The organism is Blautia parvula, assembly GCF_020215665.1.
Classification (GTDB): Bacteria; Bacillota; Clostridia; order Lachnospirales; family Lachnospiraceae; genus Blautia; species Blautia celeris.
Genome location: NZ_CP084061.1, coordinates 2,449,949 through 2,463,720, shown reverse-complemented (window position 1 = coordinate 2,463,720; position 13,772 = coordinate 2,449,949). Strand labels below are relative to the sequence as shown.

Annotated in this window: 12 protein-coding genes; all 12 read left to right on the top strand. The window is 47.7% G+C overall.

The window, feature by feature from the left end:
* Positions 1–115 precede the first annotated feature (115 nt).
* The 12 genes from LC508_RS11530 (at position 116) to LC508_RS11475 (ending at position 13,576) form a co-directional block, all read left to right on the top strand.
* Complete coding sequence (locus LC508_RS11530; protein ID WP_033141278.1) at positions 116–1,141, top strand: zinc-dependent alcohol dehydrogenase family protein; 1,026 nt, start codon at positions 116–118, stop codon at positions 1,139–1,141.
* Positions 1,142–1,367: 226 nt separating this feature from the next.
* Positions 1,368–2,144, top strand: coding sequence for a TlpA family protein disulfide reductase (locus tag LC508_RS11525; RefSeq protein WP_225305368.1), 777 nt, complete (start codon positions 1,368–1,370; stop codon positions 2,142–2,144).
* On the top strand, positions 2,137–2,283 hold the full coding sequence (locus LC508_RS11520) for a CD1871A family CXXC motif-containing protein (protein ID WP_181014437.1): 147 nt from the start codon (positions 2,137–2,139) through the stop codon (positions 2,281–2,283). Before LC508_RS11525 ends, LC508_RS11520 begins: the two co-directional genes overlap by 8 nt.
* A gap of 25 nt (positions 2,284–2,308) precedes the next feature.
* Positions 2,309–3,160: a 4Fe-4S binding protein gene (locus tag LC508_RS11515; RefSeq protein WP_103731725.1), complete on the top strand. Its 852-nt coding sequence runs from the start codon at positions 2,309–2,311 to the stop codon at positions 3,158–3,160.
* An 11-nt stretch (positions 3,161–3,171) separates the two neighbouring features.
* Positions 3,172–3,594, top strand: a complete 423-nt coding sequence (locus LC508_RS11510; RefSeq protein ID WP_033141316.1) for an RrF2 family transcriptional regulator — start codon at positions 3,172–3,174, stop codon at positions 3,592–3,594.
* A gap of 6 nt (positions 3,595–3,600) precedes the next feature.
* Entirely contained in the window at positions 3,601–4,965 is a 1,365-nt protein-coding gene (locus tag LC508_RS11505) for an FAD-dependent oxidoreductase (RefSeq protein ID WP_033141315.1), read from the top strand.
* An 83-nt stretch (positions 4,966–5,048) separates the two neighbouring features.
* Entirely contained in the window at positions 5,049–5,594 is a 546-nt protein-coding gene (locus LC508_RS11500) for a shikimate kinase (RefSeq protein ID WP_033141277.1), read from the top strand.
* A 196-nt stretch (positions 5,595–5,790) separates the two neighbouring features.
* Complete coding sequence (locus LC508_RS11495) at positions 5,791–7,194, top strand: undecaprenyl-phosphate glucose phosphotransferase (RefSeq protein WP_033141276.1); 1,404 nt, start codon at positions 5,791–5,793, stop codon at positions 7,192–7,194.
* Positions 7,195–7,212: 18 nt separating this feature from the next.
* Positions 7,213–8,742: an LCP family protein gene (locus LC508_RS11490; RefSeq protein ID WP_033141275.1), complete on the top strand. Its 1,530-nt coding sequence runs from the start codon at positions 7,213–7,215 to the stop codon at positions 8,740–8,742.
* A gap of 74 nt (positions 8,743–8,816) precedes the next feature.
* The gene (locus LC508_RS11485; RefSeq protein ID WP_033141274.1) at positions 8,817–9,743 is read left to right on the top strand and encodes a glycosyltransferase; all 927 of its coding nucleotides are present in this window, start codon (positions 8,817–8,819) and stop codon (positions 9,741–9,743) included.
* 101 nt (positions 9,744–9,844) lie between these two features.
* Positions 9,845–11,671 (top strand): glutamine--fructose-6-phosphate transaminase (isomerizing), encoded by a 1,827-nt coding sequence (glmS, locus tag LC508_RS11480; protein ID WP_033141314.1) that lies wholly within the window; start codon positions 9,845–9,847, stop codon positions 11,669–11,671.
* A 120-nt stretch (positions 11,672–11,791) separates the two neighbouring features.
* Entirely contained in the window at positions 11,792–13,576 is a 1,785-nt protein-coding gene (locus LC508_RS11475) for a trypsin-like peptidase domain-containing protein (protein ID WP_033141273.1), read from the top strand.
* The last annotated feature ends 196 nt before the right edge of the window (positions 13,577–13,772 follow it).

Sequence of the window (13,772 nt, the reverse complement as noted above, 5' to 3'; positions counted from 1 at the left end):
GTATAAATGTCTATTGTATTTTTTTGTACCTTGCTATATAGTGAACTTATGCGTAAGACATAACTATAAGTTTAGAGCGAAAGTATAGAAAACTGAGAAAGTGGAGGAAATAGGGATGAAGAGTGCAGTATTTTACGGAAAACATGATCTGAGAGTGGAGGAGCATCCGATGCCTGAGGTTGGGCCTCATGATGTGCTGATCCAGGTGGAGGCATGCGGTGTGTGCGGAACAGATGTACATATTTATGAAGGGGATAAAGGAGCTGCGGAGGTAACGCCTCCCACTATTTTAGGACACGAATTTTCCGGCGTGATCAGGGAAGTGGGAAGTGAAGTGAAGAAGTATAAGGCCGGGGACAGAGTCTGCATTGACCCGAACTGTTACTGCGGAGCCTGTGATCCCTGCAGAAACGGAGTTGCCCATTTCTGTGAAAATATGATGGGATACGGTACAACGGTAAACGGCGGTTTTGCGGAATACTGTGCAGTGGATGAGAGACAGGTGTATCTTCTGGGAGAGAATACTACCTTTGAGCAGGGAGCCATGGCAGAACCGGTGGCCTGCTGCCTCCACGGAATTGACATGTGTGAGATCCAGCCGGGACAACAGGTGGTCATCATCGGCGGAGGGATGATCGGTCTTCTTATGCTTCAGCTTGCAAAGCTGGCCGGGGCTGCCAAGGTGGCGCTTTTAGAGCCGGTGGAGAATAAGAGGGAAGTGGGAAGAAAGCTGGGGGCTGATGTGTGTATTGACCCTGTAAAGGAAGATGTGAAGGAGCGCCTTGCAGAGAACGGAATGGACTGGGTGAATGTGGTGATCGAGTGTGTAGGCCGCCCATCCACCATTGAGCAGGCGATTGAGATCGCGGGGAATAAGGCGGTTGTCATGATGTTCGGGCTGACGAAGCCGGATGAGGAGATTGCTGTGAAGCCGTTTCAGGTCTTCCAGAAGGAGCTGGTGCTGAAGGCTTCTTATATCAATCCCTATACACAGAAGAGGGCGCTGGACCTGATCAATTCAGGAAGGCTGGATGTGAGCAGTATGGTGTATGAGGTGTGCAGTCTGGATAAATTGGAAGAAATTTTGAGCAGGCCGGAGGTGAGGGCAAAAGGGAAGTATGTGATCTCACCTAAGATGTGAAAAATTTAAAAGAGTGCAGAGCTGAAAGGCTGCCGGGCGGGAATGGCTATAGGGCTGTTTCCTTCCGGCAGTTTTAAATTGAACCGACTACTTATCCGTGAAACAGCAACTGTGACTTTGTTACATTAGAAAAATATATGGGAAAAAGACTTGACATTTGGAACTGTAACTAATATAATTTCAGTATGAACTGTAACAAAGAGAATAACAATATGGAGGTTGGACCATGAGAAGACGGAGACAATATTTAATGGCAATGGCGGTGACAGCTCTGGTAACAGCCGGGGTGCTCGCCGGGTGTGGAAATAAAGAAGACAGTACAACTAAGACCGAGACACAGACAGAAGAGAACGCGGGAAGCCAGAAGGACGGAAGTGTGACCTCAAAAAGCGCCGGCGAGGATGCAGCTGATAAGGCGCAGACTGACGGACAGCAGGAGAATAAGGACAGTGCCAAAGAAGATGGACAGAAAGCTGATTACCAGGATCAGCAGACTGAGAGTCAGGAAAAAAGTCAGGATCAGCAGGCAGATGCGGAGAATGAGACCGATAAAAATGAGATCTTCGGCGAGTTTAAGACCAAGACGCTGGACGGAAAGGATGTGAATCAGGACATATTTGCTGAGGCGGACCTGACTATGGTGAATATCTGGGGAACGTTCTGCGGACCGTGTATCAGAGAGATGCCGGATCTTGGGGAACTGAGCCGGGAATATGCGGATAAGGGCTTCCGGATGGTTGGGATCATCAGTGATGTGAGCCAGCCGGAGGATGAGACAGCACTTGAAATTGTGGATAAAACAGAGGCGGATTATACACATCTTGTCATACCGGATGATGCCAATATGCAGTACAGAATCTTGAGAAATGCCCAGGTTGTGCCCACAACTATTTTCCTGGATAAGAACGGAAACCAGGTAGGGGAGACGTATCCCGGGGCGAAAAGTAAGAAACAGTGGATTGCAGTGATAGACAAAATGCTTGAGAAGGTGCAGAATGAGTAGGAGAAAGGCAGCAGTTTTAAGGAGTCTGCTTCTTGTGGCGGCAGCGGCATTTATTATATTTGGCGCAAGCCGGGGGGAAGTGGATACCGTGTTTACAAAAGCAGTGAATATATGTCTGGAGTGTATAGGAATTGGCTGAATTTTTGCAGAAGATCCGAAACAGAATGCGGCTGATCGTGCAGGTGGGATTTACGGCACTGACCAATGGCTATGTTTTGGGATTTATCAAAGGAAAAATATATAAAGGTCCCACCAAGGCGCTGTGTGTGCCGGGGCTTAACTGCTACTCCTGTCCGGGAGCGCTGGGGGCCTGTCCCATCGGTTCCCTGCAGGCAGTGCTGGGAAGCCGGAATTACCGGTTTTCCTTTTATATTATCGGTTTTCTGATCTTTATCGGTTCTCTGATCGGAAGATTTGTATGCGGGTGGCTGTGTCCTTTTGGACTGATCCAGGATCTGCTTTATAAGATCCCTTTTTTCAGAAACAGAAAGAGGAAGAACCTGCCCGGACATAAGTGGCTGGTATGGCTGAAATATGTGATATTAGTGGTGTTTGTCATTCTGATGCCCATGTTCTATGTGGATATCATCGGGCAGGGAAGCCCATGGTTCTGTCAGTTTATCTGTCCAAGCGGAACCCTGACAGCCGGTATTCCCCTGGTACTTTTAAATGAAGACCTGAGAGGGGCCATCGGTTTTCTGTTTGCCTGGAAGGCAGCGATTCTGGCTGCAGTGGTGCTTCTGTCCATTATGGTATACAGGCCGTTCTGCAAATATCTGTGTCCTCTGGGTGCCATTTACGGGCTGTTTAATCCCATTGCCCTGTACCGGTATCAGGTGGACGAGACAAAATGCAACCGGTGCGGGAGCTGTCAGAGAGCCTGCAAGATGGATATCCGGGTATGGGAAACCCCAAACAGCAGGGAGTGTATCCGCTGCGGTGACTGTATCAAGAGCTGTAAACGCGGTGCTATATGCACAACTATGAAAAAGAATAAGGAAAAAGAACAAGAGTGAGGGTGAGTGAAATGACAAGTGAATTTGCGATCGCGGTACATGCATTGGTTTATCTGAACCACAAACAGGAGACTCTGGCCAGTGAAGAGCTGGCGAAGAATGTCTGTACCAATCCGGCACGCATCCGGAAGGTCATGGCAAAACTGAAAAAGAAGGAGCTTATTGCCACAAAAGAGGGACAGAACGGAGGATACCATACTTCCATGAAGGCAGCGGATGTGAATCTTGCCATGATTTACGACGCGCTGGAGATTGAGGCGGTGTGTGCGTCCTGGAAATCCGGCAATCCGGATATGAACTGTATGGTAGCTTCGGGTATGGCAGATATTATGGATGACATTTACGGACAGCTCAATGAAGTGTGCAGAGAGAAGCTGTGCAGGATCACAATAGCCGATATTGACAATAAAATATTTCACAGAGAAGAAAGGTGAATGAATATGAAAAAATATGATGCGGTAATCATCGGATTTGGCAAGGGCGGCAAGACACTGGCAGGCAAGCTGGCAGGGCAGGGGAAAAAGGTGGCGATGATCGAGAAGGATGCAGGCATGTACGGCGGAACCTGTATCAATGTGGGATGTATCCCGTCAAAATCCCTGGTCAGAAGCTCCGGACTGGCATTTAATAAAAAAGAGGCTTCCCCGGAGGAGAGGGCTGCGGATTATGAGGCAGCCATTGATGAAAAGAGACGGCTCACCGCTATGCTCAGGGAAAAGAATTTCAGGAAACTGGATGACCTGGACAATGTGGATGTATTTAACGGGACCGCATCCTTTGTCTCCAATACGGTTGTGGAGGTGAAGACAGCTCTTGAGACCTTTGAAATCGAAGGGGAGAAAATCTTTATCAACACAGGAGGAACCCCTGTGATTCCGCCGATCAAGGGTCTGGAGGGGAATCCCTATGTACATACCAGTGCCACACTGATGGATCTGAGAGAATATCCGAAACGTCTTGTGATCGTGGGCGGCGGTTATATCGGTCTGGAATTCTCCTCCATGTATTCCGGCTTCGGCACAGAAGTGACGGTTCTGCAGGATGGGGAAGTGCTGATCCCGAGAGAGGACAGGGACGTGGCGGAAGCCATACAGGGCGTGCTGGAAAGCCGCGGCGTAACCTTCAAGCTGGGATCCAGGATTTGGGAGATCGCCCAGGCAGACGGCCATGCGCTGGTGAAGCTCACCTATAAAGGTGAAGAGGAAATCCTGGAAGCAGATGCGGTGCTGATCGCAACAGGAAGAAAACCCAATACGGAGGGGCTGCACCCGGAACGAGCGGGAGTAGAGCTGAATCAGCGGGGCGCAGTGGTGGTGGATGATGAACTGAAGACCACAGCGGATAATATCTGGGCCATGGGTGACGTGCACGGAGGCCTGCAGTTTACCTATACATCCCTGGATGATTTCAGGATCATCTGGTCCCGCATGATCGGCGGCAGCTACGGGCTTTCCAAAAGAAAAGCGGTTCCCTACAGTGTGTTTATCTCTCCGTCCTATTCCCGGGTGGGCATGAGTGAAACAGAAGCCAGAAAAGCGGATATTCCGGTGAAAATAGCCAAACTTCCCGCGGCTGCCATTCCAAAAGCCCAGGTTCTGAAGGAGCCTCAGGGTATGTTAAAGGCAGTGATCCATGAGGAGACAGGCCAGATATTGGGAGCCATGCTTCTGTGCGAGGAGTCCTATGAGATGATTAACACCATAAAACTGGCAATGGATCTCGGCGCTCCGTATCAGGTACTGCGCGACCAGATCTATACACATCCCACCATGAGTGAGGCGTTCAACGATCTGTTTAATATGTGATGAAAAAAGAATTGCTATTTTTCCTGTTTCTGCTATAATAAATTCATTACTTTACATTCATAAAGAGAAACAGGGGAAGCAACATGAGAGATAAGAAAGATTTTGGCTGTAATATTGTCCTGATCGGATTTATGGGAGCAGGGAAATCCACCATTGCCCGCACACTGAGTGAAAGGTACGGCCTGGAAGTGGTGGAGATGGACCAGCTTATCTCCGAGAGGGAGAACATGAGCATACCGATGATTTTTGAGACGCGCGGAGAGGAATACTTCCGCAGTCTGGAGACAGAGCTTTTGATAGAGCTGCAGGACCGGAAAAATGTGGTCATATCCTGCGGCGGCGGCGTACCCATGCGGGAGCGTAATGTTGCGGAGATGAAAAAAAACGGCAGGGTGGCCTTGTTGTCAGCTTCTCCGGAGGTGATTTTGGAGCGGGTGAAGGACAGCCACGACCGTCCGGTCATTGAGGGCAGAAAGACTGTGGAGTACATCCGTTCGCTTATGGAAAAACGCAGAGAAAAATATATGGCAGCAGCCGATTTTATTGTCAATACGGACAAAAAAAGCGCAGAAGAAATCTGCAGGGAACTGGTGGAAAAATTGGAAGAATGTAACAAAAATATTAAATAATGTTACAAGAAAAAACGGCGTTTTGCAGTAAAAAATCCTGCAAAACGCCGTTTTTTCGCCTCCTTAAGGAGTCTTCAGAAAATGTTTTGTTGCCTTTTTGTTAAAATTATAGTATTATTAGTTAGAATTATCGTAGCCGGCTGATACAGTAAAGGATAAGCGGCTGCGAATTATTAAGAAGAGAAGGTGATAAACCTTGATAAAAGAGAACCAGAAGCATTTTAACCGTCTGCAGGTGGTGATCGATGCTTTTGTGATTGCACTCTCTTATTTTCTGGCTTGGGTCATTAAGTTTTATGTACCTTTCCTGAACGACAATGTAGGAAGATTACCTTTCCGGGTCTATATGTCAGCACTGCTGTTCATTGTGCCCGGATATTTGATATTAAATTATGCGTTTAACATGTATACGCCTAAGCGTATGCAGGGGCGGAGACTGGAACTGTCCAATATCATCAAGGCCAATACCATTGGGATGTTCCTGTTTGTGGGAGTTTTATATCTGGTCAAGCAGATAGATTTCTCCCGTCATGTGATTTTTATTTTTTATGTGGTCAATATTTTTCTGGAGACGCTGTCCAGGAACCTCATACGACTGGGGCTTCGCCAGATGCGCTCCAAGGGATATAATCAGAAGCATGTACTTTTAGTTGGATACAGCCGTGCAGCAGAGGAATACATTGACCGCATTCTCGCCAATCCCCAGTGGGGATATAAGGTGCGGGGGATTCTGGATGATCATATTGAAGCCGGTACAGAGTATAAGGGAATCAAGGTGCTGGGACGGATCGCCAACCTTATGGTGATTCTGCCGCAGAATCATCTGGATGAGATTGCCATCACTCTGGGACTGAATGAATATTACCGTCTGGAACAGATTGTGGCTCTCTGTGAAAAATCAGGAGTACACACGAAGTTTATACCGGATTATAACCGCATTATCCCCACAAAGCCTTATACGGAGGACATTCTGGGACTGCCGGTCATCAATATCCGATATGTGCCGCTTTCCAATACGTTCAATGCCCTGATCAAGCGCATTATGGATCTGGGAGGCGCGCTGGCCGCAATTGTATTGTTTTCACCGGTTATGCTTTTCTCGGTGATCATGATAAAACTCACATCTCCCGGGCCGCTTATTTATAAGCAGGAGAGGGTGGGTCTGCACAACAGGAATTTCATGATGTACAAATTCCGCTCCATGGATGTGCAGCCGCCCGAAGAGGAGAAAAAAGCCTGGACCGTTAAGGATGACCCACGGGTCACTAATTTCGGCAAATTTATGAGAAAGACAAGTATCGACGAACTGCCTCAGCTTTTCAATGTACTGCGCGGAGAAATGAGTCTGGTTGGTCCCAGACCGGAGCGCCCCTTCTTTGTGGAGAAGTTCCGGGAAGAGATTCCCAGATACATGATCAAGCATCAGGTACGCCCAGGACTTACAGGATGGGCGCAGGTGAATGGATACAGGGGAAACACCTCCATCCGTAAACGAATTGAGTATGACCTGTACTACATTGAAAACTGGACCATTGGACTTGACATTAAGATACTGTTTCTCACAGTTTTTAAAGGCTTTGTAAACAAAAACGCTTATTAGTAAATAAGGGGAAGTGAAATGGCAAAAAAGAACAAAAGCGTCAGAAGGCGCAGAAAAAGAAGAGTGCTTTTTGGTATTGAACTGTTTGTACTGCTGATCTTGGTGGGCGGACTCTTCATATACGCAAAAGTCAATGAAAAGATGAATAAACTGGATATTGACACCAGCTCAGATGAGGCCAGCAAGGTCGAAGTCAATGAGGCAGTGGTTGGCAGTAAGACGCTGAAGGGATTTACCAATATTGCCTTGTTTGGTGTGGATAACAGGAAAGAAGACGTAAAATCAGGACAGAGTGATACCACGATCATTGCCAGCATTAACAATGACACGAAGGAAGTAAAACTGGTTTCTCTTTACAGGGATACCTATTTAAATATTGGCAATGACAAGTATACCAAATGTAATGCAGCATATAACAACGGCGGGCCGACACAGGCAATGTCCATGATCAACACAAACCTGGATTTGAATATTACCAATTATGTGGCTGTTAATTTCAAGGCTCTGGCTACGGCAATTGATTGTCTGGGCGGTCTGGATGTGGAAATGACATATGTTGAGCTCAAGAATATGAATGACTACTGTGTAGAGACTTCAGAAGTGACAGGTATGGATTATGAGCCGATTGAAATGCCGGAATACCCGGGTGATGATAAACAGGAATCAGAGATTTTAGGTTCTTTTCATCTAAACGGTGTACAGGCTACCTCATATTGCCGTATTCGATATACCAGCGGCTGGGATATGAGGCGTACAGAGCGTCAGAGATATATCATTTCTCTTATTGTGGAAAAAGCGAAAAAAGCCAGCCTGTCTACATTGAATGATATTATGGATCAGGTATTTCCGATGATCGCAACAGACTTCAGCAAGAGCGAACTGATTAAATTGGGAATGGGTATCCTGTCCTATAAACTGGGTGAAACCAGCGGATTCCCCAACAGCAGTTTAATGGGCGATGAGGTTAAGAATGCCATTGGCCTTGACTGTGTGGTACCGACAACACTGGAGACCAATGTTAAGGCACTCCATCAGTTCCTGTTCGGTGATCAGGCTTATGAACCCTCTGACATAGTAAAACAGAGAAGCGATTATATAGCAGGACATACAGGATTCGGAAACTCCTATGTGAGTGATGAACAGAAGGCGCTTATCAGTGACAGGGCTTCTACCTATGACGGCTCTGCCGATACGCAGTCAAGCAGCGGAACAAGCACTTACAGTGATACGGATGACAGTGATTACAGCGATTATTCCGACTACAGTGACAGCGGATCCTCTGATTACAGCAGCGGCGGATCTTCTGATTACAGCGACAGCGGATCCTCTGATTACAATGACAGCGGGTCTTCCGATTATGGTGACAGCGGATCCTCTGATTACAACAGCGGTGATGATTATAATGATTCCGGTGATTCAGGAGAATCCGGCAATAACTATGACAACGGATATGAAGGCAGCGGTGATGACGGCTCCGGCGGCAGCAGTTCCGGAGAATCCGGTGACGGCGGGGGCTATAACAACGAGGATGATGATTACAGCGAATAAAAAATGAGAAAAGCGGCAGGGGATGTTGTGTGGATAACGCAGCATCCCCTTGTGCCATATAGAGGAGAAATTCTATGGATTCCTATACAGTGTCAGTGATAATACCGGTATACAAACCGGATGAAAAATTCAGAAAACTGGTGGAAGGCCTGAAAAGGCAGACCTATCCCATAAAAGAGATCCTGATCATGAACACGGAAAAAGAATACTGGAAAGATACCTGGGTTTTGGGGATGGAGAATGTCCGGGTGGAGCATTTGAAAAAAGAGGACTTTGACCACGGCGGAACAAGAGCCAGGGCAGCAGCCATGACCACAGGCAATATTCTGGTCTTCTTTACACAGGACGCGGTGCCATATGATGAACATGTGGTGGAAGAATTGGTAAAGCCCTTTCAGGATCCGCAGGTGGGGGCAGCCTATGGCAGACAGCTTGCGGACAGGGACTGCAGGATCATAGAAAAGTACACACGTTCCTTCAATTACCCGGCAAAAAGCAGGATAAAGAGCAGGGAAGACCTGCCGGAGCTGGGAATCAAAACCTTTTTCTGTTCCAATGTATGTGCGGCCTACAGAAGAAGTGCATATGAGAAGCTGGGCGGATTTATAACGCATACCATTTTCAATGAGGACATGATCTTTGCCGGACGGCTGATCCTGGACGGAGGCAGTGTGGCTTACCGGGCAGATGCCAGGGTAGTCCATTCCCACAACTATGGATGTATGCAGCAGTTCAGACGCAATTTTGACCTGGCAGTCTCTCAGGCTGACCACCCGGAAGTCTTTGCCGGCATCCGCTCTGAGAGCGAGGGAATCCGTTTGGTAAAACAGACGGCAGGATACCTATGTAAGATACACAAGCCCTGGCTTATAGGGGAGCTGGTGGTGAAAAGCGGATTTAAATTTCTGGGATACCGGATGGGAAAATCCTACCGCCGCCTCCCAAAATCCGTAATAAAATTTTGCACGATGAATGCTTCTTACTGGACATCAACACAATAATCTGCTAAAATAGGCCATGTTTCATGGATAGAAGGACAAATATGCCGGATAATAAGACAAAGAATACATGTTTTGCATCCGGTTACATGGAGGAAATGATTATGTGTGGAATAGTTGGTTATATCGGAGAAGAACAGGCAGCACCTATTTTGCTGGAAGGCCTGGAGAAACTGGAGTACAGAGGATACGATTCCGCGGGAATTGCTGTCTATAACGGAACGACCATTGAGATGATGAAATCCATGGGAAGGCTGAAAATTCTGGATGAGCTCACCCACGGCGGAGCAACCCTGCCGGGAACGGTAGGGATCGGACATACCAGATGGGCTACCCACGGTTCTCCGTCCGATGTCAATGCCCATCCCCATTTCAATAAAGATAAATCCATCGTAGTGGTACATAATGGAATTATCGAGAACTATATGAAACTGAAGAAGAAACTGGAATCCAAAGGCTATGAATTTGTGTCAGAGACTGACACAGAGATCATTGCTCACCTTTTGGATTATTACTATAAAGGGGACCCGTTAGAGACGATCGCAAAAATTATGCACCGCATGGAAGGTTCCTATGCACTGGGCATCATGTTCAGTGATCAGCCGGATAAACTCTATGCAGTGCGGAAAGACAGTCCTCTCATCGTGGGAAGAAGCAGCGTGGGCAATCTGATCGCCTCCGATGTTCCGGCAGTGCTGAAATACACCAGAGATGTATATTTTATTGAAAATGAAGAGATTGTCTGCATGACAAAGGATGACATTACCTTCTACAATATTGATGAGGAGGAGCTGGAGAAAACGCCCACCACAATTGAATGGGATATTGACGCTGCGGAAAAAGGCGGCTATGAGTTCTTTATGCTCAAGGAGATGTATGAACAGCCCCAGGCTGTCGGCGACACTCTTAATCCCCGCATTAAGGATGGAAATGTGGTCATTGAGGAGCTGGGAATGTCTGACGACGAGATCCGCAGCATCCGCAAGATCTACATGATCGCCTGCGGTTCCGCTTACCATACCTGTGTGTCCGCAAAATATGTGTTTGAAGGGCTGGCGAGAATTCCGGTTGAGGTGGATCTGGCAAGTGAGTTCCGCTACCGCCATCCCATCTATGAGCCGGATACCCTGGCGATCATTGTGAGTCAGTCAGGAGAAACTGCGGACTCCCTGGCAGCTCTCCGGGAGGCAAAAGAGCATGGAATCCGGGTACTGGGGATCGTCAATGTGGTGGGAAGCTCCATCGCCAGGGAAGCGGACAATGTGATGTATACCTGGGCCGGCCCGGAGATTGCGGTTGCCACCACCAAGGCATACAGCACACAGCTCATCGCCCATTATCTGCTGGCTCTGAAATTTGCAAAGGCCAGAGGTGAGATTGACGACGCGCAGATGGCAGAGATGGTGGAGGATTTGAAGAAGCTTCCGGGACAGATTGAGATGCTTCTGGAGAATAAGAAGAGAATCCAGAAATTCGCCAACCGTTATCTGGCTACAGAGCATGTATTTTTCATCGGCAGGGGCCTGGATTACGCCATTTCCCTGGAGGGCTCCCTGAAATTAAAAGAGATCTCCTATATCCATTCCGAGGCGTATGCTGCAGGGGAATTAAAGCACGGCACCATTTCCCTGATCGAGGAGGATACGCTTGTGACAGCGGTTGCCACCCAGGAGGAGCTTTACAAGAAAACCCTCAGCAATATCCAGGAGGTCAAGACAAGAGGCGCCTTCGTGCTGGCTGTGACCAATGTAGGCAATACAGAAATTGAAAAAACAGCGGATTATGTGATCTATCTGCCAAAGACAAATAAATATTTCACCAATTCTCTGGCAGTGGTACCTCTTCAGCTTTTTGCGTACTATGTATCTCTCGGAAAAGGGCTGGATGTGGATAAACCGAGAAACCTGGCAAAATCTGTAACTGTAGAATAGAATTTCATTTTTTCTTTGCTGTTTTATCACAATTTGAACACAAATGGCTGGTAGACTATGTTTCAGAAAGATAAATAGTAAGATATTTCAGGATAGATAGCAGTGAAGGGAGAATGTATCATGAGTGAAGAATTCAATGAGGGCATGAATGAGAACCGCGGCATGGCGGAAGAACATAAGGGACCGGAAGAAAATCCTTCCATTACGGAAACTCCGGGCAGCGTAAACTTTACCATGAAAGAAGCCGCAGAAGAAAAAACAACAGAGCAGGAGCAGACAGCACCGGGTTATGGAAACGCAGAAGCGGCTTCAGAAACACCGGTATATGGAAATACAGATACAGCGTCAGGAGCGGCTGAAGCCGGTGCTCCTCAGCAGCCGGCAGGTGGACAGCAGAGAGCAGAAGAACCTGCGCCGGCCCCTACGCCGGAAAATCCTGTATATGCCAGGTCCTACAAAAGCGAGTCCGGAAAAGAAGAATGGTATGAGAAGGAACGGAAGAAAAACTATGATTCCTATAAATTTACCTCCCCCATTCCTCCGGAAAACAATAAAAAAGAAAAGCCCGGAAAATCCCAGGGCGGAATCGGCAAGAAACTGGGAACAGCGGCAGCCTGTGCGGCAGTGTTCGGTCTGGTGGCAGGCATTGTCTTCCAGGCCACCAATTATGTGGGCGATAAAGTAAACCCGAAAGAGAATGTAAAAATAGAAAACACTCAGACAACAGGAGATACTCCCGCAAAGGGAAAGGATGCAATCAGCACCGGCAGCTCCAACACATCCGGTGCGACTGTAGCGCAGGTGGCAAAGAACGCCATGCCCTCCATTGTCTCTATTGTAGGGGTGAGTGTTCAGGAGCTTCCTGACATCTACAAATATTTCTATGGACAGCAGGCACAGGAGGCCACAAGCAACGGTTCGGGAATCATTGTGAGCCAGAATGACACAGAGCTTCTGATCGCCACCAACAATCACGTGGTAAGCGGTGCGGATTCCCTGACGGTATTCTTCACCAATCAGGACGGCAGCGCGGTTACCAGTTCCCAGGTGGAGAAAACCAGCAGCGAACAGGGTGTCGACGGGGAAGAAACGGAAAGTCCGGGCAGTGCAGTGGCAGCTCAGGTAAAAGGTACGGATGCTGATAATGACCTTGCAGTTATCTCTGTAAAGCTTTCCGATATCCCTCAGGATATTCTGGAGGAGATCAAAGTAGCCACCATCGGTGATTCCGACTCTTTGACTATGGGTGACCAAGTAGTGGCTATCGGCAATGCCCTGGGATACGGGCAGTCTGTGACCAGCGGTTATGTAAGTGCCCTGAACCGTCAGGTGAGCTCTGAGAATGCAGACAGCACATTTATCCAGACAGACGCAGCCATCAATCCGGGCAACAGCGGCGGCGCCCTTCTGAATATGAATGGGGAGCTGGTGGGCATCAATTCAGCGAAAATCGCCTCCAATGAAGTGGAGGGTGTGGGCTTCGCGATTCCAATCTCCAAAGCAGAACCGATCCTGGATGACCTGATGAGCAAAGAGACCAGATATAAAGTGGAAGATGAAAATAAAGCATCATATCTCGGCATCACATGTACGGATGTGACATCCGAGGCAGTTCAGGTGTACGGTATGCCTGTAGGTGTCTTTGTATACAGCCTGGAAGAAAACGGTCCGGCAGCACAGGCCGGTATCCAGAAGGGCGATGTCATCCTGAAAATTGACGGAACAAGCCTGAATACCAGAGATGAGCTGATCGAGAGACTGCAGTATTACGAAGCAGGGGAGAGCGTGGATTTTGTTATCTCACGTGCCCAGAACGGTGAGTACAAAGAACAGACCATAACCGTAACACTGGGGGCCAAGAAAGACGCCAAGACAACAACCCAGGAAGAGGAAAAGAGCCGTTAAAGTTAAAAAACAGCAGACAGAGGTGTCTGCCTGTACATGGAAGTGTGCAGGCAGATGCCTTTTTCTTCGCCGGCTTTACAGGCAGTTAATGAAAAGTTTACTTGTTACTCATATGAATTTGTGATAAGATACCCACAAACGATAGAAAAATGTAACGATTCAGTTTACTGAACAGATACAAAAAATCACTAATAAT

What these genes read in the sequence shown, in the direction of transcription:
- LC508_RS11530 (WP_033141278.1), top strand. Translation starts at nt 116, where the DNA reads ATGAAGAGTGCAGTATTTTACGGAAAACATGATCTGAGAGTGGAGGAG.
- LC508_RS11525 (WP_225305368.1), top strand. Translation starts at nt 1,368, where the DNA reads ATGAGAAGACGGAGACAATATTTAATGGCAATGGCGGTGACAGCTCTG.
- LC508_RS11520 (WP_181014437.1), top strand. Translation starts at nt 2,137, where the DNA reads ATGAGTAGGAGAAAGGCAGCAGTTTTAAGGAGTCTGCTTCTTGTGGCG.
- LC508_RS11515 (WP_103731725.1), top strand. Translation starts at nt 2,309, where the DNA reads ATGCGGCTGATCGTGCAGGTGGGATTTACGGCACTGACCAATGGCTAT.
- LC508_RS11510 (WP_033141316.1), top strand. Translation starts at nt 3,172, where the DNA reads ATGACAAGTGAATTTGCGATCGCGGTACATGCATTGGTTTATCTGAAC.
- LC508_RS11505 (WP_033141315.1), top strand. Translation starts at nt 3,601, where the DNA reads ATGAAAAAATATGATGCGGTAATCATCGGATTTGGCAAGGGCGGCAAG.
- LC508_RS11500 (WP_033141277.1), top strand. Translation starts at nt 5,049, where the DNA reads ATGAGAGATAAGAAAGATTTTGGCTGTAATATTGTCCTGATCGGATTT.
- LC508_RS11490 (WP_033141275.1), top strand. Translation starts at nt 7,213, where the DNA reads ATGGCAAAAAAGAACAAAAGCGTCAGAAGGCGCAGAAAAAGAAGAGTG.
- LC508_RS11485 (WP_033141274.1), top strand. Translation starts at nt 8,817, where the DNA reads ATGGATTCCTATACAGTGTCAGTGATAATACCGGTATACAAACCGGAT.
- glmS (WP_033141314.1), top strand. Translation starts at nt 9,845, where the DNA reads ATGTGTGGAATAGTTGGTTATATCGGAGAAGAACAGGCAGCACCTATT.
- LC508_RS11475 (WP_033141273.1), top strand. Translation starts at nt 11,792, where the DNA reads ATGAGTGAAGAATTCAATGAGGGCATGAATGAGAACCGCGGCATGGCG.